The 25,525-nt window shown below is 30.1% G+C and carries 18 protein-coding genes and 1 pseudogene; 18 read left to right on the forward strand and 1 reads right to left on the reverse strand.

Annotation, left to right across the window (positions count from 1 at the left end; all coding sequences use genetic code 11):
- Positions 1–473: pseudogene (locus tag BUB63_RS13585) on the forward strand (site-specific DNA-methyltransferase); the annotation flags it as partial.
- Position 474: 1 nt separating this feature from the next.
- A complete protein-coding gene (locus tag BUB63_RS04100) occupies positions 475–3,420 on the forward strand; it encodes a type III restriction-modification system endonuclease (RefSeq protein ID WP_073248044.1) in 2,946 nt (981 codons plus the stop codon).
- A 115-nt stretch (positions 3,421–3,535) separates the two neighbouring features.
- Here BUB63_RS04100 and BUB63_RS04105 read toward each other — a convergent pair whose 3' ends face one another.
- Positions 3,536–4,000, reverse strand: coding sequence for a helix-turn-helix domain-containing protein (locus BUB63_RS04105; protein WP_073248045.1), 465 nt, complete (start codon positions 3,998–4,000; stop codon positions 3,536–3,538).
- A gap of 175 nt (positions 4,001–4,175) precedes the next feature.
- Here BUB63_RS04105 and BUB63_RS13975 point away from each other — a divergent pair, with 175 nt between their 5' ends.
- From BUB63_RS13975 to hisC, 16 genes are all read left to right on the forward strand, one after another.
- Positions 4,176–4,310 (forward strand): hypothetical protein, encoded by a 135-nt coding sequence (locus tag BUB63_RS13975; RefSeq protein WP_278298295.1) that lies wholly within the window; start codon positions 4,176–4,178, stop codon positions 4,308–4,310.
- A 70-nt stretch (positions 4,311–4,380) separates the two neighbouring features.
- A complete protein-coding gene (locus tag BUB63_RS04110) occupies positions 4,381–5,940 on the forward strand; it encodes a recombinase family protein (protein WP_073248046.1) in 1,560 nt (519 codons plus the stop codon).
- 93 nt (positions 5,941–6,033) lie between these two features.
- Entirely contained in the window at positions 6,034–6,768 is a 735-nt protein-coding gene (locus BUB63_RS04115; RefSeq protein ID WP_073248047.1) for a hypothetical protein, read from the forward strand.
- A gap of 21 nt (positions 6,769–6,789) precedes the next feature.
- Positions 6,790–8,631 (forward strand): asparagine synthase (glutamine-hydrolyzing), encoded by a 1,842-nt coding sequence (asnB, locus tag BUB63_RS04120; RefSeq protein WP_073248048.1) that lies wholly within the window; start codon positions 6,790–6,792, stop codon positions 8,629–8,631.
- A 109-nt stretch (positions 8,632–8,740) separates the two neighbouring features.
- Positions 8,741–10,690 carry an excinuclease ABC subunit UvrB gene (gene uvrB, locus BUB63_RS04125; RefSeq protein ID WP_073248049.1) on the forward strand — a complete coding sequence of 650 codons (1,950 nt, stop codon included), beginning with the start codon at positions 8,741–8,743 and terminating at the stop codon, positions 10,688–10,690.
- Between the two features lie 94 nt (positions 10,691–10,784).
- Positions 10,785–13,598: an excinuclease ABC subunit UvrA gene (uvrA, locus tag BUB63_RS04130; RefSeq protein WP_073248070.1), complete on the forward strand. Its 2,814-nt coding sequence runs from the start codon at positions 10,785–10,787 to the stop codon at positions 13,596–13,598.
- A 41-nt stretch (positions 13,599–13,639) separates the two neighbouring features.
- The gene (locus tag BUB63_RS04135; RefSeq protein ID WP_073248050.1) at positions 13,640–14,221 is read left to right on the forward strand and encodes a YdcF family protein; all 582 of its coding nucleotides are present in this window, start codon (positions 13,640–13,642) and stop codon (positions 14,219–14,221) included.
- Between the two features lie 55 nt (positions 14,222–14,276).
- Positions 14,277–16,697 carry a tetratricopeptide repeat-containing diguanylate cyclase gene (locus BUB63_RS04140; RefSeq protein ID WP_073248051.1) on the forward strand — a complete coding sequence of 807 codons (2,421 nt, stop codon included), beginning with the start codon at positions 14,277–14,279 and terminating at the stop codon, positions 16,695–16,697.
- Between the two features lie 106 nt (positions 16,698–16,803).
- On the forward strand, positions 16,804–17,223 hold the full coding sequence (locus BUB63_RS04145) for an FHA domain-containing protein (protein WP_073248052.1): 420 nt from the start codon (positions 16,804–16,806) through the stop codon (positions 17,221–17,223).
- Between the two features lie 12 nt (positions 17,224–17,235).
- Positions 17,236–18,450, forward strand: coding sequence for an FtsW/RodA/SpoVE family cell cycle protein (locus BUB63_RS04150; RefSeq protein WP_073248053.1), 1,215 nt, complete (start codon positions 17,236–17,238; stop codon positions 18,448–18,450).
- A 2-nt stretch (positions 18,451–18,452) separates the two neighbouring features.
- Positions 18,453–19,877: a peptidoglycan D,D-transpeptidase FtsI family protein gene (locus BUB63_RS04155; RefSeq protein WP_027308000.1), complete on the forward strand. Its 1,425-nt coding sequence runs from the start codon at positions 18,453–18,455 to the stop codon at positions 19,875–19,877.
- A 72-nt stretch (positions 19,878–19,949) separates the two neighbouring features.
- A complete protein-coding gene (locus tag BUB63_RS04160) occupies positions 19,950–20,564 on the forward strand; it encodes a metal-dependent hydrolase (RefSeq protein WP_073248054.1) in 615 nt (204 codons plus the stop codon).
- 11 nt (positions 20,565–20,575) lie between these two features.
- Positions 20,576–22,426, forward strand: coding sequence for an excinuclease ABC subunit UvrC (gene uvrC, locus BUB63_RS04165; protein WP_073248055.1), 1,851 nt, complete (start codon positions 20,576–20,578; stop codon positions 22,424–22,426).
- A gap of 57 nt (positions 22,427–22,483) precedes the next feature.
- Positions 22,484–23,200, forward strand: a complete 717-nt coding sequence (locus tag BUB63_RS04170) for a phosphatase (RefSeq protein ID WP_073248056.1) — start codon at positions 22,484–22,486, stop codon at positions 23,198–23,200.
- A gap of 189 nt (positions 23,201–23,389) precedes the next feature.
- Complete coding sequence (murB, locus tag BUB63_RS04175; RefSeq protein ID WP_370882841.1) at positions 23,390–24,304, forward strand: UDP-N-acetylmuramate dehydrogenase; 915 nt, start codon at positions 23,390–23,392, stop codon at positions 24,302–24,304.
- A 127-nt stretch (positions 24,305–24,431) separates the two neighbouring features.
- Positions 24,432–25,520 (forward strand): histidinol-phosphate transaminase, encoded by a 1,089-nt coding sequence (gene hisC, locus BUB63_RS04180; protein WP_084106500.1) that lies wholly within the window; start codon positions 24,432–24,434, stop codon positions 25,518–25,520.
- Positions 25,521–25,525 lie beyond the last annotated feature (5 nt).

Consider the following 25,525-nt stretch of genomic DNA (forward strand, 5'->3'; position numbering starts at 1 on the left):
GAGCAGGAGAAAAGATAAAGAAAGAAACAGGAAGAGAGGACTTAGATATAGGTTTTAAGGTATTCAAGCTTGATTATTCAAACATAAAAATATGGAATCCAAATTATGATGATATAAAATCTACACTACTTGATATTAAAAACAATATTGTAGAAGGAAGAACAAAGGAAGATGTGCTTTATGAAATAATACTGAAACTTGGACTTGATTTAACAACGAAGATAGAAGAGATAAATATAGATAATAAAAAGCTATATAGAGTTGCAGATGGAGCATTAATTGTATGCTTAGAAGATGAAATAACAATAGAATTAGTAAAACAAATACCAAGTTTAGTGTCAGAATTTATGAAGGATGATGTAAGAATAGTGTTTTTAGAGACTGCATTTTCAGGTAAAGATTCACTTAAGTTAAACACAGTTCAAACACTTAAACAGCTTGGAATAAAGGAAGAAAATATAAGGAGTGTTTAAAATGAAGCTTAAATTTAAGTCAGACTTAAGTTATCAATGGGATGCTATAAAGTCTGTTGTTGATATATTTAGAGGACAAAGAATAATGCAGAGTAATTTTACCGTTTATTCAGAAGAAGTAATGTGTGGTGTAAAGCATACTGAATTAGGAATAGGAAATTATCTTGAATTGACAGAAAATGAAATTTTAAAAAATGTTCAAGAAATACAAATGAGAAATGGCTTGCCAATAAGCGAAAAATTGCAGGGAATGAATTTTACAGTGGAAATGGAAACAGGTACTGGAAAAACCTATGTTTATTTAAAAACAATATATGAGTTAAATAAAAACTATGGATTTACTAAATTTATAATTGTTGTACCTTCAGTTGCAATAAGAGAAGGTGTATATAAAACATTGCAAATAACAAAAGACCACTTTAATGAACTTTATGACAACAAGCCAGCTGAGTTTTTTATTTACGATGCATCGAAACTGACACAGGTTAGAAGCTTTGCAACATCAAATACAATACAGATAATGATTATAAACATAGATGCCTTTAGAAAATCCTTTTCTGACCCTGATATGGAAAGTAAATCTAACATTATTCATAGGCCAAATGATAAATTAAATGGATTAAAGCCAATACAATATATACAGGAAACAAATCCAATTGTAATTATAGATGAACCCCAAAGTGTTGATACAACAGATAAGGCAAAGGAGGCAATAGCGTCTTTAAATCCATTATGTACATTAAGATATTCAGCAACGCATGTTGATAAATATAACATGGTTTATAAATTAGATGCTGTTGATGCTTATGAAAAAAATTTGGTAAAAAAGATTGAGGTGATGTCTGTTAAATCCTTTAATAACTTTAACCTTCCATATATAAAATTAGTAGAAGTTGCGGAAAGAAAAGCAAAGGTTGAAGTTGATGTTGAAAATAATGGAAAAATAAAAAGAACTATCAAAACAGTTAAACCAGGTGATGACTTGTATGATATAACTAAAAGAGAGATATATCGTGGATTTAAAATAGAAGATATAAGCTGGGGTGTTGGTGATGAGTTTATTGAGGTAAATGGCAATATTATTTATTTAAATCAAAGCATTGGAGATATAGATGATGACGAAATAAAAAGATTTATGATAAGAAAGACAATAGAGGAACATTTAAATAAAGAATTAAAATTTAAAACTATGAATAAAAAAATAAAGGTATTGAGTTTATTTTTTATAGATAAGGTAGCTAATTATAGAGATTATGACCAAGATGGAAACCCAGTCAAGGGCAAATATGCTACTATGTTTGAAGAGGAATATAAAAAATTAATAACAAAATCCAAATATAAAACTCTTTTTGAAGATTTTAATTTAGAGGATATTGAGAAGATACATAATGGTTATTTTGCTCAGGATAAAAAGGGAAGATTTAAAGACACAAAGGGAAATACAAAGGATGACGATGATGTATATAGTCTTATAATGAGGGATAAGGAGAGGTTATTAAGCTTAGATGAACCTTTGAAGTTTATTTTTTCACACTCTGCACTTAGAGAAGGATGGGATAATCCTAATGTTTTTCAAATATGTACATTAAAGGATACAGCAGGAACATATATAAAAAGAAGACAGGAAATAGGAAGAGGATTAAGACTTTGTGTGGATAATAGTGGAGAAAGAATAGAAGAGAGAGGGAAGAATGTAAGTATAAATATACTTACAGTAATGGCAAATGAGTCTTATCATGATTTTGTTGCTAATCTACAAAGAGAAATCGAAGAAGACACAGGTATCAAATTCGGTGCAGTAGAAAAGCATATGTTTGCAGGGTTATTTTATGAAAATGAAGATGGAAATAAAGTTCAAATGGGATATGAATTGTCAAAAAAATTACACGAATATTTAACTAAAAGTGGTTATTTAAAGAATGATAAAATAACAGAAGAATTATCTAACTCAGTTTTAAATGATGATTTAGAGTTACCACAAGAATTTGCAAATTGGCATAATAGCATTATAAAGGAATTAAAGAGAAGAATTAATAAGTTAGATATTAAAGATGCAACAAAAAAGAATACAGCAAAATTAAATAGAGTGGTATTGGATAGTGAAGAGTTTAGAAATCTATGGAATAAAATAAATCAAAAGACCATATATTCTTTACAATTTGATAGTAAAGAGATGGTAAAAAAGTGCATAGATAAAATTAACAATATGCCTAAAATAGCACCACCAGAGTTAATTGTTGAAAAATCACGTATATATATGGACAAGGAAAAAGGAGTTTCTGATGAATTAGTAAGTGAGGGTAAAGAAGATATTAATATAAAAATTAATTTACCAGATATATTAACAGAACTTCAAAACAGAACAAGATTAACTCGTGGAACTATAGTTGATATTTTAGTTGGTTCAAATAGACTTGAAGAATTTAAAGTTAACCCACAAAAATTTATTGAACAGGTTGCAGACATTATAAATAGAGAACTTAGAAATGTTGTAAAGGATGGTATAAGATATCATAAAATAGATGATTATTATAAGGTGGAGTTATTCTATGAAAAAGAAATAATTGAATTTATAGCAGAAAAATTTGAAGAAAGTAAAAAAAGTCCTTATGATAAGATAATTTTTGATTCAACTGTTGAAGCTAACTTTGCAAAGAGGTTTGAAAATGATGAACATGTAAAGGTATACGCTAAACTACCTAATTGGTTTAAGATACCGACACCTTTAGGAGATTATAATCCAGACTGGGCTGTTGTAGTGGAAAAGGATAATGAGGAAAAATTGTATTTTGTTGTTGAAACTAAAGGAACTGAATATCAAGAAGATTTAAGACCAAAGGAAGAAATCAAAATAGAATGTGCAAAAAGACATTTTAAAGAATTAGGAGTAGATTTTAAAGGACCAGAAAAAGACCCTTCAGAATTTATTTTAGAGGCTATAGACTAAAAAACTTTAATAATATATTAGATGCTATAATATTGTGAAATATATCTATGAAAGATTTATAAAAATAAAAGGATGAGGTATACAATACTTCATCCTTTTTAACATAGGTCAAAAATTATTTTTGTAATTTATTTGAATTCTTAATAATATAATAGAAACAATCCAGTTCCACATCTAAGTTTTTAAAAAGATTTTTAGATAGGTCATAGTCATAATTAATTTTGTTAAGTATTTTTATTAAGCTATTTACTATATTTTTAATTTTTGATACAAAGTATTCTTTCTCTCCAAGAGTTATATTATCCATTGTAAATTCAAAATCACTTTCACTTAAAAGATTATTAAAGTTTATATGGTTGCTGCTATATAAAAATTTTATTATATTTTTCTGCGGTATATTTAAAGTAGAGATTAAATTAATAAATAAAGTTAACTTAAACACATCACTCTTCCCATTTTCAATATTATTTACAAGTCCAACGCTTACTCCTAAAAGTTCAGCCAACTTTTGAGTGGAGTATCCCTTATCCTTTCTATATTTTCTAACCATCTTACCAAACTCAATTTGTAGTGTTTCCATTTAAATCCCCCTTTCAGTTTTGATTATTGACAATGTTGGACGAGTTTATACTTGTCTACAATAAATTCATATTGATGAAAAATACATAAAAGTGAAAGAAGATGTTCAACATATAAGTAATACCAATAATTCTCTTTGAATAAAATGATAAGTGAATTAAGTTAAGGAGTTTTTTGTGGGGGATAGGGCTACTGAAAAAATAATTCTAACTGAAGTATTTGCTACAAAGGATGGTGAAGAGAGAAAAAAGAAGCTAATTGAGAAGGTAATTAAGTTAATTAAGAAGAAAGAAGATAGAAACAGCAGATAAAGCTATCTGCTTAAAGATAAAGTAGGTAGTTATACTTCTTAGCCAGTGAGTAAGGTGAAGGAGGTATAGCTTGGAGGTTGTTGCTATATATGTAAGGCTAAGTGATGAAGATAGGGATAAAGCAAATAAGATGGATGAGAGTGAGAGTATACAAAACCAAAAGGATATGCTCATAAGATACGCTAATGAACGAGGATGGAGGATATATAAGATATATAGTGATGAGGATTATTCAGGGCTTGATAAAGATAGGCCAGAGTTTAATCAGATGATAAAGGATGCTAAAGAGGGTAAGTTTAATATAATTCTCTGTAAGCACCAATCAAGGTTTTCAAGGGATATGGAGCTTATTGAGAAGTACCTTCACAATAAGTTTATAGAGTGGAATATAAGATTTGTAAGTGTTGTGGATGGGGTAGATACAAAGGATAAGCATAATAAAAAGAGCAGGCAGGTTAATGCTCTTGTTAATGAATGGTATTGTGAGGATATAAGTGAATCAATAAAGGCTGTATTTAGAGTAAAACAAAAGTCAGGCAAATTTATAGGTTCTTTCCCTTGTTTTGGCTACAAAAAGGATGAAAAGGATAAAAATAAGCTTGTAATAGATGAGGAAGCTGCGAAGATAGTTAGAGATATATTCAATTGGTATTTAGAAGGATATGGAACACAAAAGATTGCAGATATGCTAAACGAAAAAAATATCCCAAACCCAAGCAAATATAAGCTTTTAAAGGGGATGAATGTAAACAATAGCTTTGTTAATAAAAGTCGAGGTTATTGGAATAAAACAACTGTAAAAAGGATTTTAAAAAATAGAATGTATGTTGGAGATATGGTACAGCACGTATATGAAAAGCTCAATTATAAGTCAAAAAAGACTGTAAAGCTTAAGGAAAGTGACTGGATTATAGTGGAAAATACCCACCAACCAATTATTGATAGAGAGACGTTTGATAAAGTTCAAAAGAGACTAAAAAACAATGTTAGAAGTTTAGGAACAGGTAAATCACATATTTTTGCAGGGAAGGTTAAATGCTTAGATTGTAAAAGTACGATGCAAAAGGCAACCAACAATTCCAAAAGGTCATATTTAAGGTGTAAGCTATATTGTGTGTCAAAGGGAAGGCTATGTACAAAGCATACAATAAGGCTTGATAGGCTTGAAAATATAGTGGCAGAAAGAATTAAAGAACATTTTAGAATATTAGACGAAAATGAGATTGTAGAAGGCCTTAACGATATGGCCTTTGATTTGGAGATTAAAAATTTAGAAAAGGAACTAAATAGGATAAACAACGAAATTAAAACAAGGGATACTGCACTTAAAAATATTTATCTTGATAAAACAAAGGGAACTATATCAGAAGAGCAGTTTTTAGAGTTTAATAAGGCTTTCTTAGATGAAAAAAACAGCCTGTTGGCACGTAAAGAATATATTGAGTCCCAAATAGAAAGTTTAAGGGCTTCATTAGAAAAGAAAAGTAGAATAACAGAAAAAGTTAGGGCCTTTTTAAATTTTGATAAACTAACCCACGATATGGTCAATGAGCTTATAGACTACATTGAAATAGGAGAAAAGGATAAAAACACAAATGAGCAGGAAATAATAATCCACTGGCTATTTTAGTGTGTTTATGGAAAATTATCTCATGTTATTGACCCTAAATACCCAGGTGCAGTTGAAAGAATATTAAATTTTGGAGATTACTGGGATATTGATTTGATTAGAAAGTACAAAAAGCCAATAATATATTACACTGATAAGATTAGCGAACAATATTCAATATTTTTCTCACTACTTAGAGAGGCAAAGTTAATACACGATGAATGGGAAAAGGAATATTTAAAGGGAATGGATTTTGAAAAGGCAGACAAAATTACACAAGACATAATAGATGGACTTAATTTAACATCCTTTGATAGAAAGGGAGAAGAGGTTCATAGATTTGCAGGAGCAATGACACCTCAGGGGCAGCAGTGTTTTTATGAGGATTTAATTCAAGGATTAAAAAATAGAATAATTGTAAAGGGAAGACCAGGTACAGGTAAATCAACTATGACTAAAAAAGTTGCAAAGGCAGCAATTGAGGCGGGATTGGATGTTGAATTTTATCACTGTGCCTTTGATCCGTCAAGTATAGATATGATTATTATACCAGCTCGTAGCTTTGTAATGCTTGATGGAACAGCACCACACGTATATAATCCAAATGAAAATGACAAAGTTGTTGATATGTTTGAGTGTATAGATCAAAATATAGTCAAAGAAAACGAAGATCCAATTAAGACAATAGAAGTTAGATATAGAGATAAAATAAATGAAGCAAAAGAAGTATACTCATTAATTAAGAATCTACACGACGATCTTGAAAAATACTATATACAGGCAACAGACTTTAGTGAAGTAGATGCCTTAAGAAGACGACTGGTAGATTATTTTATAACTCTAAAATAGTATTAATTAGAGGTGTTAAGTTTGTGTGGAATTGTAGGTTGGATTAATTTTGATGAAAATATAAAGGATAGAATGAATGAAGTTGAAAGAATGACAAGAAAACTTATAAAAAGAGGACCAGATGAAGAGGGATTTTATCAAGGTAGTAATGTTTTATTTGGTCATAGAAGATTAGTTGTTGTTGACCCTGTAGGCGGACAGCAACCAATGATTAAGGAATTTGGAGGAAACAGATATATTCTTGTCTATAATGGAGAATTATATAATACAAATGAATTAAGAGATGAACTTAAAAAGTTAGGCTATACATTTAATTCTTATTCTGATACAGAGGTTTTATTAACTGCATATGTTCATTATAAAGAAGATTGTATAAACCATTTAAATGGTATTTTTGCATTTGCTGTTTGGGATGAAAATAAAAGTAGACTCTTTATGGCAAGAGATCATTTAGGAGTAAAACCACTATTTTATTTCAAACAAAACAATGAAATTATTTTTGCATCAGAAATTAAAAGCATTCTTTCACATTCAAAAATTAAACCTATTTTAGATAAAGATGGGCTTGAAACATTATTTGCACTTGGACCATCAAGACCCCTTGGAGATGGAATATTAAAAGGGATAAAAGAAGTGCCACCGGCAAGTTATTTGATTTTTGAAAATGGAAATTTTATAATAAAAGAATATTGGAAACCTACAGCTTATAAAAACAATCAAACATTAGATGAATGCATTGATAATGTAAGAAGTTTGGTTATTGATGCAATATATAGACAGCTCTCTGCTGATGTAAAGGTTTGCACATTTTTATCTGGAGGATTAGATTCAAGTATAATATCTTATGTTGCATCAAATTTTTTTAAAGAAAAGGGAATGCAGCTTGAAACATTTTCGATAGATTATGAAGATAACGAAAAGTACTTTAAAGCAAATGATTATATACCCAATAATGACAATGAATATATTGATTTAATGGTTAGTGAAATTGAAAGTATTCACAAAAATGTAGTATTATCTCAAGAACAACTTGTAAATTATTTAGAAGAAGCTGTATTAGCAAATGATCTTCCTGGTATGGCTGATATTGATTCATCATTATATCTATTTTGTAGAGAAATTAGAAAATATGCTACAGTTGCATTATCAGGAGAATGTGCAGATGAAGTGTTTGGTGGATATCCTTGGTATATAAAAAGAGAAGATTTAAACTATAAAGGTTTTCCTTGGTTAAAATCTGTTGATGTAAGGAAATCAATTATAAACAAAAATCTAAAATTGGATTTAGAAAGCAAAATAAAGAGGCATTATGAAGAAACAATTAATCAAGTAGAGTACCTAGACGAAGATGATGAACTGACAAAAAGACTAAGGGAGATGTTTTATCTAAATATTAAGTGGTTTATGGTTACACTCCTAAATAGAAAAGATAGGATGAGTATGTCAAATAGTTTAGAAGTAAGAGTTCCATTTGCAGATTATAGACTTGTGGAATTTGCTTATAATATTCCACCTAAATTCAAATTCTGTGATGGAAGAGAGAAGGGAATATTAAGACGTGCACTTAAAGGTATTTTACCAGATGATATAATTGAAAGAAAAAAATCACCATATCCTAAAACACATAATCCAAAGTATACTGAGCTTGTATGTAAATATATGATAGATATTTTATCAAATAAAAATGAACCTATACTCTATATAATTGATAAAGATTTTGTTGAATATACGGCTAATATTGGTGCTAAAAATATTAATGATAATTGGTTTGGACAGCTTATGAGTGGGCCTCAAACATTAGCATATTTAATTCAAGTAAACACGTGGCTAAAGAAATATAATATTGATATGGATTTTAAATAGGGGGATAGTCCCCTATTTTTTATATTGAAATATTTAAATATACTACTGGACGTTTAAAATATAAAGTTATATAATTAAAATAGCGAACATATGTTCAGAGGTGAATTAGATGGGAGAATTTAAAATAGTATCAAATTTTAAACCAACAGGAGACCAACCACAGGCAATAGAGAAACTTGTGGAGGGGATAAAAAGAGGAGATAGGTGTCAAACTCTTTTAGGAGTTACAGGTTCAGGAAAGACCTTTACTATGGCAAATATAATAGAAAGAGTTCAAAAACCAACTCTTGTTATTGCCCATAATAAAACTTTAGCAGCACAGCTTTGTAGTGAGTTTAAAGAATTTTTTCCTGAAAATGCAGTTGAATATTTTGTTAGTTATTATGACTATTATCAACCAGAAGCCTATGTGCCTCATACAGACACATATATAGAAAAGGATGCATCCATAAACGATGAAATAGATAAGCTGAGACACTCTGCAACTTCTGCCCTGTTTGAAAGAAGGGATGTAATAATTGTAGCAAGTGTTTCCTGTATATATGGTTTAGGGGATCCTAATGAATATAGAGACCTTGTAGTTTCTTTAAGAGTAGGAATGGAAAGGGACAGGGATGAGGTTATAAGAAGGCTTGTTGATATACAATATCAAAGAAATGATATAAATTTTGTAAGAGGAACCTTTAGAGTAAGAGGAGATGTGCTTGAAATATTCCCAGCCTCTCAATCGGAAAAGGCTATAAGAGTTGAATTTTTTGGTGATGAGATAGATAGAATAACTGAGATAGATGTACTGACTGGTGAAATATTAGGAGAGAGAAAGCATATTTCTATTTTCCCTGCATCCCACTATGCTGCATCAAGAGAAAAGATTGAAAAGGCAATAGAGGGAATAGAAAAGGAATTAGAGGAAAGGTATAATGAATTATTGCAGAAGGAGAGACTTCTTGAAGCTCAAAGATTAAAACAAAGAACAAATTATGATATAGAGATGCTAAGGGAAGTTGGTTATTGTAATGGGATTGAAAATTACTCAAGACACTTTGATGGAAGGCAAAAAGGAGAACCTCCATACACTTTACTTGATTACTTCCCAGATGATTTTTTGATTTTTATAGATGAATCCCACGTAACACTTCCACAGCTTAGGGCTATGTATGCAGGAGATAAATCAAGAAAGGATAATTTAGTTGAGTATGGATTTAGACTTCCTTGTGCCTATGATAATAGACCTTTAAAATTTGAGGAGTTTGAAAAGAAGATAAATCAAGTTTTGTTTGTAAGTGCAACACCATCACAATATGAGATAGAAAATTCAACTCAAGTGGTGGAACAGATTATAAGACCAACTGGACTTCTTGATCCAGAAATAGTAGTAAAACCAATTAAGGGACAAATTGATGATTTAATTGGAGAGATTAAAGCAACTATTTCAAGAGGATTTAGAATATTGGTTACTACTCTTACAAAAAAGATGGCTGAAGATTTAACTGAATACCTAAAGGATGTAGGCATAAAGGTTAGATATTTACATTCAGATATAGATACTCTTGAGAGAATGAGGATTATTAGAGATCTAAGAAAAGGTGATTTTGATGTATTAGTAGGAATAAACCTTTTAAGAGAGGGGCTTGATATACCAGAGGTTGCCCTTGTTGCAATACTTGATGCAGATAAAGAAGGCTTCTTGCGTTCAGAAACTTCACTTATACAGACAATAGGTAGAGCAGCAAGAAACGCAGAGAGTAAGGTTATAATGTATGCAGATAAAATGACTGACTCTATGAAAAGAGCAATTGATGAAACTAATAGAAGAAGAAAGATACAAATGGATTACAATAAGAAACACGGAATAGTACCTAAGACCGTTGTAAAACCAGTACACGAAATTATCGAAGCAACTAAGGTTGCTGAAGATAAGGAAATCTATAAGGCAGAGGATAAGGATTTATTAATTAGGACATTAGAAGAGATGATGCTTGAAGCGGCTAAAAATCTTGAGTTTGAAAGGGCAGCAGAGCTTAGAGATAAAATATATAAACTCAAAGGTATATCATAATTAATTTGGGTACATAATGTGGTAAATGGTTGTTTTATCACAATTTGTACCTTTATTATGCATAAGTTTTAATATAAGAACAAGAGGTGAAAAGATGGCTGTAGATAAAATTATTATAAAGGGAGCAAGAGAACACAATCTTAAAAATATTGATGTTGAAATACCAAGAAATAAATTTGTTGTTTTGACTGGTCTTTCAGGTTCAGGCAAATCTTCTCTTGCTTTTGATACAATTTATGCAGAGGGACAGAGAAGATATGTAGAGTCCCTTTCTGCCTATGCAAGACAGTTTTTAGGTCAGATGAATAAACCAGATGTTGATTATATAGAGGGACTTTCTCCAGCTATATCTATAGATCAAAAGACAACCAGCAAAAATCCGCGTTCAACTGTTGGAACTGTTACAGAAATATATGATTATTTAAGACTTCTATATGCAAGAATAGGTAAGCCTCATTGTCCAAAATGTGGTAGAGAAATAACTAAGATGAGTATAGATCAAATAGTAGAAAGGGTTCTTCAACTTGAAGAAAGAACAAAAATACAGGTTTTAGCACCTGTTGTTAGAGGCAGAAAAGGAGAACATTCAAAGCTATTTGAAAAGATAAAGAAGGATGGATTTGTTAGGGTAAGAGTAGATGGAACAGTTTATGATATAAATGATGAAATAAAGCTGGAAAAGAATAAAAAGCATAATATAGAGGTAGTTGTTGATAGAATAGTAATAAAGGAAGGAATTAAATCAAGACTTACAGATTCAATTGAAACTGCTCTGAAACTTTCTGAGGGACTTGTTATAATTGATGTAATAGAAAAAGAAGAGATGCTCTTTAGTGAAAACTTTGCTTGTCCTGATTGTAATATTAGTATAGGAGAGATTACACCAAGGATGTTTTCCTTCAACAGCCCCTTTGGTAAATGTGACGTGTGTGATGGTTTAGGTTCATTGATGGAGATAAGCCCTCATCTTGTTATAAAGGATATGGAGCTATCAATAAATGAAGGAGCCATAAAGCCTTGGGGTGAACTTAGAGATGATACTTGGACATATTCAATACTTTATGGCCTTTCAAAACATTATGGATTTAGTCTTGATGAACCCCTTAAAAATCTGCCTAAGGATATATTAAATTTACTTCTTTATGGTAATGATGGCGAAAAGTTTATGGTGAGTTTTGAGAGGGAATATGGGAAAGGCGAAATGATGTATAGCTTTGAGGGTATAATTCCAAACCTCCAAAGAAGATATAAGGAGACTAATTCTGAGTATATCAGGAATGAAATAGAGGGGTATATGGAGTTCAAAACTTGTCCAAAGTGTAAAGGAGCAAGACTTAGGGAGGAGAGCTTGTCAGTTACAATAGGTGGACTTTCAATAGATAAATTTTGTGATATGTCAATAAAAAAGGAGCTTGAGTTTATAGAAAATTTAAATTTAACAGAGAAGGAGGAAAAGATTGCCCACCAAATTTTAAAGGAGATAAAGGCAAGATTAACCTTCCTGATAAATGTCGGATTAGACTATCTAACTCTATCAAGGGCAGCATCTACATTATCAGGTGGTGAGTCTCAAAGAATAAGACTGGCAACACAGATAGGCTCAAGTCTTGTCGGAGTTTTATATATACTTGATGAACCAAGTATAGGACTTCATCAAAGGGATAACGATAGACTTCTTGATACTTTAAAACACTTAAGGGATTTAGGCAACACGTTAATTGTTGTAGAACACGATGAAGATACTATAAGAGCAGCAGACCATATAATTGATATTGGTCCTGGTGCAGGAACCCACGGAGGAAGAATTGTGGCACAGGGTACACCTGATGAGATTGCAGCAGATGAAAACTCAATAACAGGACAATATCTATCAGGTAGAAGAAGGATTGAAGTTCCAGAAAAAAGAAGAGAACCTAAGGGATATATTGAAGTTGTAGGTGCAGCAGAAAATAATCTTAAAAATATAAATGTAAAATTTCCGCTTGGTGTTTTTACTTGTGTAACTGGAGTTTCAGGTTCAGGTAAAAGTACGCTAATAAACGAAATTCTTTATAAAGGTGCAGCAAAGAGAATATTAAATATCAAAGATACACCAGGAAAACATAAGGATATATTAGGGCTTGAACAGATAGATAAAATAATAGATATTGACCAATCTCCAATAGGTAGAACACCACGTTCAAATCCTGCAACGTATACGGGAGTCTTTGATTATATAAGAGAAGTATTTGCTCAAACTCCAGAGGCAAAAATGAGGGGATATAAACCTGGAAGATTTAGTTTTAATGTTAAGGGTGGACGTTGTGAGGCTTGTTCGGGTGATGGTATAATTAAAATTGAAATGCAGTTTTTATCTGATGTCTACATTCCTTGTGAGGTTTGCAAAGGAAAAAGATACAATAGTGAAACGTTAGAGGTTAAATATAAGGGTAAAAATATAGCAGAAGTTCTTGATATGACAGTTGAGGAGGCATTAGAATTCTTTGAAAATATACCAAGGATAAAAAATAAACTTCAAACACTCTATGATGTTGGGTTATCCTATATTAAACTTGGTCAGCCATCAACACAACTATCAGGTGGAGAAGCACAAAGGATTAAGCTTGCATATGAATTATCAAAAAGAAGTACTGGACGAACGCTTTATATCTTAGATGAACCAACAACAGGTCTTCATATTGAAGATGTGAGAAGGCTTATTGAAATAATACAGAGATTAACTGATGCAGGCAATACCGTAATTGTAATTGAACATAATTTAGACGTTATAAAATGTGCTGATTATATAATAGATTTAGGCCCAGAGGGTGGAGACTTAGGAGGAACAGTAATAGCAAAGGGAACTCCAGAGGAGATTATAAAAGTTAAAAAGTCCTACACAGGAATGTATTTAAAGAAATATTTATAAAGGGGAAGTTTTTCTTCCTCTTTAATTTTGGAGGGGATTTTATGAATAAATTAAAAAGGTTTGTTTTAACAGTGTTGGCTTTTGGGGTATTTGTGTATTTATTTCTTCTTTCAATGATAATAGGCTTTGGTTTTTCAAGTAAAGAAAAAGAGGCCGATTGTGTTATTGTTTTAGGATGTAGGGTATATGGTAAACTTATGAGTCCTTTTTTGATGGAAAGAACTGATAAAGGGTTAAGTCTTTTAAACGAAGGTAAAGTTAAGCATATAATTGTGTCAGGTGGTAAAGGACAGGGGGAAGGTATAGAGGAAGCAGAGGCAATGAAGGAGTATTTGATAGCAAAAGGTGTTAGTAAGGAAAAGATTTTAGTTGAAAATAAATCGAAAAATACATATGAAAATTTAAAATACAGTAAAGAAATTATGAATAGAAAAAATCTTAAATCAGCCATTATTGTTTCAAATAAGTTTCATCTTTTTCGCTCTATGGTAGTTGCAAAAAAGTTTGGTATAAATGCCTCTTATCAAGGAGTGTTTGTTAAAAAGCACATTGGTGATGAAATTTATGGATATTTAAGGGAACCCTTTGCTTTAATTAAATATATTGTAAAATCATATATTTAAAAAAATTAAAAAATTTATTATAATTAGATTAAGGAAGTGATTTGGGGGAAGTGCTATGAGTATTTTAAGTGAAATATATGATTTATCTAAAGAACCTATATTTTTTATATCTCCTAATATTGATATTAAATTTCACATCATAAAACAAAATAGAGATGCTTTAAACATTAGATTTAGAAATTTATTAGAGGATGATATATTTTGTGATGAATATTCTATATTTAATATTGACTATTTGGTTAAACAAATGATTACATACTTAAATAATAGAGAATCTTCTTCTAATTATTTTGACGAAGTAGAAAAAAATATTGAAACATTTGAGGGAAAGTATGTATTTTATATAAATGCTTTTCTATCCTTCTATTATTTTGATACAAATAATTATGAGATGGCTGAACAGTATTTAAAGTATGCTCTAAATTATATAAAAAAGAATGAATGTACAGATTATGAAAGGATGTGCATATATTCTTTAACTGCAAATTTTCTACAAAAGACAAAGGATATATTTATAAGCGGCTCGGAGGCATATTTTTTAAAGGCTCTAAGGCTTGTAAAAGGAGTAGACAAGCTTGCAGAAATTGCTATACTTAATGCTATATCTTATCACTACCATAATATCGAAAGAATAGATGATTCTATAAAATATATTAACAGAGCCCTAAATATTGCAGATGAGATAAACATTCCTGATGTTGTTTTTTCAACATATAAAAATGCTGGTATTATTTATGTCACAAAGGGAAATTTTGAAAGAGCCTCATATTATTTTGAAAAGGCTATAAGATGTATAGAACACATTGAAGATAAGATGGAATATATTAAGTTATTAAACACCTTAGGTTATGTTGAGTTTTTAAAGGGAGATTTTAAATCTTCTATTGAAACCTTTAAAAGAGCAATAAATATTTTAACAAATCTTAGCAATGTAACGAAGCTTTTAGATGAATCAGTTAAAACCTTTGATAATATAGCCTTGACTTGTAAGTTTTTGGGTGATATAGAGGCTTCAATATATATGCAGGAATTGAGTAAGGATATTCTTGAGAATATTAATTATATTAATAGGGTTAATGAAGTACACAACTTAAGCAAGGTATATACTGACTTAGGAATTGATTATTTGATATATAAAAATGATATAAATAGGGCTGAATATTATTTAAAATTAGCATACAATTATACAGATGAAAATGAGCATTATATTAAAAGAAGTAAAAAGTTACTTTTAGATGCTTTGATAAATTATAATAAATATCAAGATGGACTTGATTTATTCCACAAGACAATTGATTTGTTAATCCAAAAGGGAAGCGATAATTTATATGTACAGATTATTCTTATGGAGTTTTTAACATATTATTATAGTTTATCTATGGATGAATCTAAATTTAATATGGCAAAAAATATTGCAGAAAAGTATTGCTTAGAAAAACAGTTTGAGGCACTTAAAAGAACTATATTAGAAAACTATAGAATAGATGAGTTTAATGTTTTATCAAATCCTCTTAATTTCTTTAGACTGCTTTCATTGCAAAGGAAACAAATACTTCTTGAAACAAGAAAGAGTAGGGATTATGAAATTTTTGAAGAACTGTCCTTTAGTATTTCTTCTTGTCAAAATATAGAGGATTTGTTTAAAACAGCTTCAGATGTATTGAACAAGTACTTCCTCTCTAAGAGTTTGTTAGTATTTTCCTATGATACACAGCAGGTTTTAGTTATATATTCAGACAGTGATTTAAAGGAAAAAGGCGTAGGTTTTATAAAGGAATTAGTAGATAATTTTAGAATGGATAGCGGAGTAATAAATTTAAATAACGAATGCACAAAATCCTGTATTGTTTCAAAGATAATGGACGATGAGGGATTATATTATTTTGTTCTCTGTAATGATTCTAAAAGTGATTGGTATTTTAATTTAGAACAGGTAAAGACCTTTAATCTTCTTGTGAATAATATGTTTTTAAAATATAAAAATATATGTCAACTGGAAACGATAAAACTTAGTGTAGTAACCGATTATATGACAGGGCTTAAGAATGCAGCCTATTACAATAAAAGAATTAAGGAATTGATCCAAAGATATAACAAAAATAATATTGAATTTGGTATGGCACTTATGGACTTAAATAAGTTTAAACAGATAAATGATAAGTTTGGGCACGAGGCAGGAGATAGTGCTATAAAACATTTTGCTAAAATACTTAAAAATGAAATGCAAAATACTGCTGAAATAATACGCTATGGAGGGGATGAGTTTATTCTTCTTTTTGAAGAGGATTATAAAAAGGTTGAAGCTTTAATATACAAGGTTAAATTAGAATTAAAAAATAATCCACTATTTATTGATGATGTAAAAATAATTTTAGATTTTTCCTATGGTATAGAGATGTATCACGGTCAGGGAGAAGCTAATCTGTTTAAAAATACAGATTTTAAAATGTATAAAAATAAGAATAAAGTTTCATAAATATTAAAGAAGTAAACAAAAGGAGTATAGCTTTTGTTTACTTTTATTTTTGGTTTAAAAAGATAAAATATGGTATAATATTTAAAAAAGAATACGAGGTGTTGATATGGTAAGATATGTTTCAACAGCATTAAAATTTATTATAATAGCAATTATCTATGTAATTATATTTAGGATTATAAGGTTAATGTATATAGATTTAAAAAGAAAAGGGAGATTAAAGGAGGATATGGACTTAGCTCTTGAAGTTCTTGATGCTCCAGAGGATATAAATATTTCAAGGGGCAGTGTTTATCCTATAAGGGATAGCATTACAATTGGAAGAAAAGAAGATAATTCAATAGTAATTGAAGATGCATATGTATCTAACTATCACGCAAAAATTATATTAGAGGATGATATATATATAAAGGATTTAGATAGTACAAATGGTACGTATGTAAATGGTAAAAGGATTGATAGGTTAACTAAGATATCAGAAGGAGATTTAATTGAAATAGGCAGAATTACATTTAAGGTAATATAGAGGTGTAATATTATGGAACTTGAAAAAAAGGTACTACATAGCATTTATTTTGTAACCTTCTTTTTATTTTTTAATTTATGTTTTATTACAGAAAAAATAGATTTAGTTCCGCTAATTTTTTGTTTGTCATCAATAATTTTAATTGCATATTCAAATTTTATTATAAGAAAATTTTATCCAAGAGGAGATAAATTTTTATTTTTAATTTCAGTATTGCTATGTCAAATAGGAATTGTAATGATATATAGACTCGATATAAAAACAAAAAACTTTGAAATTCCACGCTATGCTTTAAAGCAGATGACTTGGTTCACTATAGGTATCACTATTTTTATGATTATACTATTTATTGCTCCTAAAATGATAAGAATCTCAAGGTATAAGTATGTATATATATTTATTGCACTTTCACTTCTTATGTCAACTCTATTTATTGGAAAGGAAATAAAAGGTTCTAAAAATTGGATTGTAATAGGAGCCTTTAGTTTTCAGCCTTCGGAAATAGCGAAATTTTTTATTATTTTATATTTAGCTTCAGCACTTTCAAAACAGATAAATAAAAGAGACATAATAGAGACTGTTGTTTTTACTTTTTTTGCAATAGGATTTTTAGTTTTAGAGAAGGATTTGGGTGCTGCACTTATTTTCTTTGGTATTTATCTTGTAATGTTGTATATAGCAACGTCTGATGCAAAATACGTGGGATTAGGTCTTTTAGCCTTCAGTTTAGGTGGACTTTTAAGTTATTTCATATTTAATCACGTTAGAATTAGAGTACAAATATGGTTAAATCCTTGGAAATATAAACTGGATAAAGGTTATCAGATATGTCAATCCCTATTTGCTATAGCATCTGGTGGTCTATTTGGCCGAGGCCTTGGACTTGGTTATCCTTACCTAATTCCTCTTGCAATAAATGATTTTATATTTTCTGCAATTGCAGAGGAATTTGGATTAATTGGTGCCTCTGCTCTAATAATTCTATATTTTTTGCTTGTATATAGAGGGCTAAGAACTGCAATTTATTCTAAGGATAATTTTTCACAACTTGTAGCGGTAGGTATTTCAAGTATGCTGGCCTTTCAGGTTTTTGTAGTAATTGGTGGGGTAACAAAAATGATACCGATGACAGGTATAACATTACCCTTTGTAAGTTATGGTGGAAGTTCTATGCTATTAAACTTTTTATCTTTAGGTGTTCTATATAAAATTTCTGAAGGGAGATAAAAATGAAGGATAGGGAAGAAAATATTAAAAAAGTTATTGTCTTCTTTGTTTTATGCTTTTTATCAATAATAACTTACTTAATATATTTTAATTTATATACTGCAGATAAAATAAAATATGATATTTCTAATCAAAGAGTAATAGAAGAAGAAAAAAATACAATAAGGGGTATGATATTGGATAGATACGGTGAAATTTTAGCAGAAACGGATAAAAAGGGTGAAAGAAAATATCCCTTTGGAAGTTCTTTTGGAAATGTGACAGGGTACATAAGTAATAAATTTGGCAAAGCTGGTGTTGAGGCATTTTATAATAACATTCTACTTGGAAGAGAACAGTTTTTAGGAGATTTTGTTGATGTTTTTGGTAGCCTTAGACAATCAGTTTTAGGCCAAAAGAAAAAAGGAGATAATGTAGTTTTAACAATAGATTCAAAACTTCAAAATAAAATATATAATAGTTTTAGAAATGATAAAGGAGCAGCAGTGTGTATTAATCCAAAAACTGGAGAAATATTAGCTATGGTTTCAAAACCATCAATAAATCCAAATAAAATAGATGAAAACTTTAATGAATATTCTAATGACAATATTGGTAAACCCTTTTTAAATAGAGCAATTCAGGAATATTATCCTCCTGGCTCTGTATTTAAAATTGTTACTACAGCAGCAGCTCTTGAAAATATAGAAGATATAGATAGTTATATAAATAATTGTGATGGTATATTAAAGGTTGGAGACAAGATTATAAAGGATTATAGGGAAGAAAAACACGGAAAAGTAGATATTAAAAATGCCTTTAAGGTGTCCTGTAATAATACATTTGCTAAATTAGGATTAAAACTTGGTTATGATGTTTTAAAGAATGAAGCAGAGAAATTCCTGTTTAATAAAGAAATTTATATTAAGGATGATTTTGCAAAGATAAAGATAAAACCTGCGTTATATGAATTCAATGAAAGGGATGAGTTTTCGGTAGGTATAAGTGCAATAGGACAGCACGAGGTTAAGGCAAACCCGATGACTATGGCACTTATGACGTGTGCAGTAGCAAATGATGGTAAAATAATGCAACCATATATTTTAGATTCAATTGTTAATTATAAAGGTAATTTAAAATATAAAACAAAACCTGAAAAGTTGGCAGATGCAATTGATTTAAAAACTGCAGAAACGATTAAGAATTATATGATTTTAACAGTAAAAGAGGGTACTGCAAAAAAAGCAAGAAACAGCATACCAATAGCAGCAAAAACAGGTACTGCTGAAAATGCAATTGGTAAGGAGGCACATTCTTGGTTTGTTGCATTTGCACCAGCAAACAATCCACAAATTGTTATAGCGGTTGTAGTTGAAAATGCAGGTGCTGGTTCTGGTAGGGCATTAGACATAGCAAAGGAGGCTATATCACATTATTTAAACAGATAACAAAACACTTGTTCGCTTGCTTCTTTTGTAATATACTATTATTGAGATTATGTAAACAGAAGGAGCAAACAAATGACTGGCAAAACGCACTTAGTTATTGGAGTTATGTTTACTGTTATATTATCAGAATACTTTAAATTATCCTTAACAACAGGTGCTTTAGTTGCTTGTGCGTTAGCTTCACTTTTGCCTGATATTGACCATCCAAAGAGTTTCATAAATCAGTATATACTTCCTTTTAAAAATAAATTAACAAAGACAACATTTTATATTACTTTAGGAGTTGTTATATATCTAATAAATTCGTTTTACTTTAATTATACCTATTTTAAAATACTCTCTTTTTTTAGTGTTCTTATTGGGTTTTCTACACATAGGAATGGCCTTACGCATAGTTTATTTGGTTTTATTTGTTTTGTTTCTTTATTTGGATATGCTGCAATTTTATATGGATTTAGGGAATGTATAATTCCATTTTCATTAGGATATATAATGCATCTAATTGCAGATATGTTTACGAGTAAAGGCATACCTATAATGTATCCCTTTAAAAAAAAGAAGTTTAAAATGCCCTTCACATTTAAAGTTGGTTCTTGGCTTGGCAATATAATTGAATCGGCTATAATATTAACCTTTTTAGTTTATGTTGCTTGGAGATTACCTATTATCATAACTAACTATAAGTAGGAGCTGATTTAATGTTTGAAGAAAGGTTAAAAAATTTGCCTGAACAACCAGGTGTTTATATTATGAAAAATGAGCTTGGTGAAATTATTTATGTTGGTAAGGCAATAAATCTTAAAAATAGAGTCAGACAGTATTTTAAAGGGGGAAATCATCCACCTAAGGTAAGAGTAATGGTTTCAAACATTTCAGATTTTGAATACATTATAACTAATTCAGAACTTGAGGCTCTTATTTTAGAGTGTAATTTAATTAAAAAATATAAACCAAAATATAACATTCTTCTTAAGGATGATAAACAATATCCCTTTATAAAGGTTACTCTTAATGAGGAATATCCGCGTGTTTTTGTAACAAGAAGATACGAGAAGGATGGTTCAAAATATTTTGGGCCTTTTACTGATGTTTCGGCAGTAAAGGAAACTATAAATTTAATTAGAAAATTATTTAAATTAAGAACCTGCAGAAAAAGCTTAAAGTATGGTGTTGAAGTTGATAGACCTTGCTTGAATTACCATATAAATAGATGTTTAGCACCCTGTACGGGAAAGGTTGATGTTATAGAGTACAGGCAGATAATTGATGAAGTTATTAAACTTCTTCAGGGTAAATATGATGAGCTAATTAAAATTTTAGAAGAAAAAATGTATGATGAATCTAGTAAGTTAAATTTTGAAAAGGCTGCAGAATATAGAGATCAAATAAATTCTATTAAGAAGATTCAAGAAAAGCAAAGAATTATATCCAGTTATTTAGAGGATGAGGATGTTATTGCCTATGCTAAAGATGATGAAGGTATGTCCTTTGAAGTATTTTTTATTAGAAATGGTAAGTTGCTTGGAAGAGAAAATTTTTATTTTGAAGATGTAAATGAAGATGCTGTGTCTCAATTTATAGTTCAGTTTTATGAGGAGAGAGAGTTTATACCTAAGGAGATACTTCTATCTAATGAAATACCAGAGGTAAATATAATTGAATCATATTTAACAAGCAAGAGGGGAAGTAAAGTTACTGTTAAAGTTCCAAAAAGAGGAGAAAAAAGTGAAATTATCGAGCTTGCTAAAAAGAATGCCTATGAGGCACTTAGAAATATAAGAAATAAAATACAGGAGGAAAAATTAAAGACAGAATTTGTACTATATGAACTAAAAAGAGTACTTGATTTGGATATACTACCCAAGAGAATTGAAGCCTATGATATCTCCAATATACAGGGGACAGATAGTGTAGGTGGGATGGTGGTTTTTGAAAATGGAAAGCCAAATAAAAAGCAGTACAGGAGATTTAAGATAAAAACAGTAATTGGTGCAGATGATTTTAATAGTATGGCTGAAATAGTTGAGAGAAGGTTTAAAAGAGGATTAAAAGAAATCAAAAATCTTTTAGATGGAGAAAATGGGCTAGAGGATGGAAAATTTTCGATTTTTCCAGATTTAATATTACTTGATGGTGGAGAACTGCAAGTAAAGGCTGTTAAAAGAGTTTTGGAGGAAATGGGATTAGTAATACCTATATGTGGGATGGTAAAGGATGATAAACATAAAACAAAGGCACTCTTTTATGAAGGTAGAGAGATAGTTTTAGATAGACACTCGTATTTATATAGATTTATTTCTGCAGTTCAAGAGGAAGTGCATAGATTTGCAATAAGTTATCATAGGGGATTAAAAGCTAAAAATACCTTATCATCTATTTTAGATGATATACCTGAAATAGGTAAAAAGAGAAAAATGGCACTTTTAAAGCATTTTAATAGTATAGAGGAAATAAAAAAAGCAAGCATAGATGAACTATTAAAAGTAGATGGGATGAATGAAAAGGCCGCGTTATCTATTTATAATTATTTTAACAATAATAATCTTTAACAAAACTTAACAATAATGTATAATGATTAATGAAATAAATTCTTAGGAGTGATATAAATGAAGATACTTGTTGATACACATACCCATACTATAGCAAGTGGCCACGCTTATAGTACTTTATTAGAAAATTGTTTAGAGGCAAGTAAGAAGAGAATAAAGCTTATTGCATTAACTGATCACGGACCAGCAATGCCAGGAGGCCCGCACATTTTCTATTTTGGTAACCTTAAGGCAATTCCAAGTGAAATAAATGGAGTTGAAGTTTTAAAGGGTGTTGAAGCAAATATTATAGATTATGATGGTAGATTAGATTTAGATGAAGAAAGATTGTCAAGGCTTGATATAGTTGTAGCCAGTCTGCACGATGTTTGTATTACGCCAGGGAGTAAAAAGGACAATACAAGAGCTATTATAGGTGCAATAAAAAGTGGAATGGTTGATATAATTGCACATCCAGGGAATCCAGCCTTTGAGATTGATAAAAAAGAAGTTTTAAAGGCTGCAAAGGATTACAATGTTTTAATTGAAATAAATAATAGCTCACTTGGAATATCAAGACCAGGAAGCTATCAAAACTGTAGTGAAATAGCAAGGATGGCTGTTGATATGGGAAACCTACTTACATTAGGTAGTGATGCACATATATGTTATCATATTGGTGAGTTTAAAGAGGCTTTAAATATGTTAAAGGAGTGCGGAGTAACCGAAGAGAATATAATAAGCACCGATGTTGAGAGATTAAAAAGATTTCTCAAATTAAGAAGAAATAAATAGTTAAATAATTAGCCCTGTGAAGGATTTAATGAATTTAATCCATTCATAGGGCTTTGATTTTAAGCTTTAAAGCAAGTATAAAGTAAACATACATTTTAGAATAGATGCATTAATTTGTAACATTATTCTTGATTTCTGCATTAATTATATATATACTTAAAATTGCTTAAAAAATCAAAAGGAGTTGAAATGATGAATATAGATGAACTTAAAATAGAATTAAAATCCTTTTTTGGTGAAGGTGAAATAAAGTTTGATGAACCTATGAGGAATCATACCTCCTTTAAGGTTGGTGGGCCCTGTGATATTATGATAATTCCAAACTCTAAAGAAAAGCTAATAAAGGCTTTAGAGCTTATAAAAAAATATAATATTCCTTATTTTATAATGGGTAAAGGAAGTAATTTAATAGTAAAAGATGGTGGTTTTAGAGGAGTTATTCTAAAATTGACTGGACTTGATTATATTATAGTAAAGGATAATAATATTATTGCAGGAGGGGGTGCTTCTCTCTCAAATACTGCAAGGGAAGCCCTGCTAAATTCTCTAAAGGGAATGGAATTTGCCTCTGGAATTCCAGGTACGGTTGGAGGTGCCGTTGCTATGAATGCAGGGGCATACGGAGGCGAAATAAAGGATATTATCGAATGGGCAGAATGTGTAAATGATAATTTAGAATTAATCAAATTAACTAAGGAAGATTTAAATTTATCATATAGGCATAGCAGGGTTCAAGAGGAAAACCTTGTGGTAGTTGAGGCTTGTTTTAATCTTGATAAGGGTAATTATGATGAGATTAAGAGCAATATGGAGGAACTAAATAGACGTAGAATTGAAAAACAGCCTTTAAATTACCCAAGTGCAGGAAGTACATTTAAAAGACCAACTGGATATTTTGCAGGTAAACTTATTGAAGATTCAGGACTTAAGGGATATAGATATGGTGGTGCTATGGTATCAGAAAAGCACGCGGGTTTTGTAATAAATTATGAAAATGCGACAGCAAAAGATGTTTTAGAAGTTATAAAACACGTTCAAGATGTTGTATATGAAAAGTTTGGAGTAAAACTAGAGACAGAAGTTAAAATAATAGGCGAGGATTAATCCTTGCCTATTATTTTAATTTTATATATAGAAAATTCAAAATATTCAATATTAAACATTGAGTAATGACTAAAAATTAGTTATTATAATATTAGGCAGACTTATTTTAATTGAGGAGGGGGTAACATTGAAAATAAGAGAGGCTATTAAAGGAGTAAGGCCTTATCAAGCTGGTAAACCGATAAGTGAAGTAAAAAGGCAGTTAGGATTAGAAGACATAATAAAACTTGCATCTAACGAAAATCCATATGGTTGTTCAGAAAAAGTAAAAAAAGCAATGTACAATGCAGTTGATTCAATCAATTTATATCCAGATGCATCAAACTATGAGTTAAAAAAAGCTCTTGCTGAACATATTGGGGTTAAACCATCAATGATATTTTGTGGCACAGGTTCTGACCTATTAATAAGGGTTTTATGCAGTGTTTTTATTGATAAAGATGATGAAATTATAATGGGAGATATATCATTTCAAAGATATGAGGATTCTGCTAAAATAATGGGTGGAAAAGTAATAAAGGTTAAAATGAAGGATTATAGATTAGATGTTGAGGCAATGGTAAATGCAATAACAGATAAAACAAAAATTATATGGTTTGCTACACCCAATAATCCTATTGGTACAATTGTTAAAAGTAATGAATTAATGTGGGCATTAGAAAATATATCAGATGATATTATTGTTGTAATTGATGAAGCGTATCGTGAATATGTAAATGACAAAGACTATCCTGAAACAGTACCACTTCTTGATAAATATAAAAATATTGTAATTTTAAGAACTTTTTCAAAGGCATACGGTCTTGCGGGTTTAAGATTAGGTTATGGAATTGCAAGCGAAGAAATTACTCAATATATGAATTCAGTTATAGGTCCCTTTGATACAAATTTAATTGCACAGGAGGCAGGTATAGCAGCTTTACAGGATGAGGAATTTTTAAAATTTGTTGTTGAAAAAAATGAAGAGGGAAGGCAATATTATTATAAGGAATTTAATAGATTAGGGTTAAAGTTTATAGAAAGCCAAGCAAATTTTGTTATGGTTGATACAGGCAAAGATGATATGGAGGTGTTTAATAAACTTTTAAGAAAGGGTGTAATTGTAAGACCAGGTTCTTTGTTTGATATGCCAGGATGGCTTAGAGTTACAGTTGGGACAATGGAACAGTGTCAAAGATTTGTAAAATCACTTGAAGAAATAATAAGGGGCGAATAATCGCC

It is taken from the genome of Caloramator proteoclasticus DSM 10124 (genome assembly GCF_900129265.1).
GTDB lineage: Bacteria > Bacillota > Clostridia > Clostridiales > Caloramatoraceae > Thermobrachium > Thermobrachium proteoclasticum.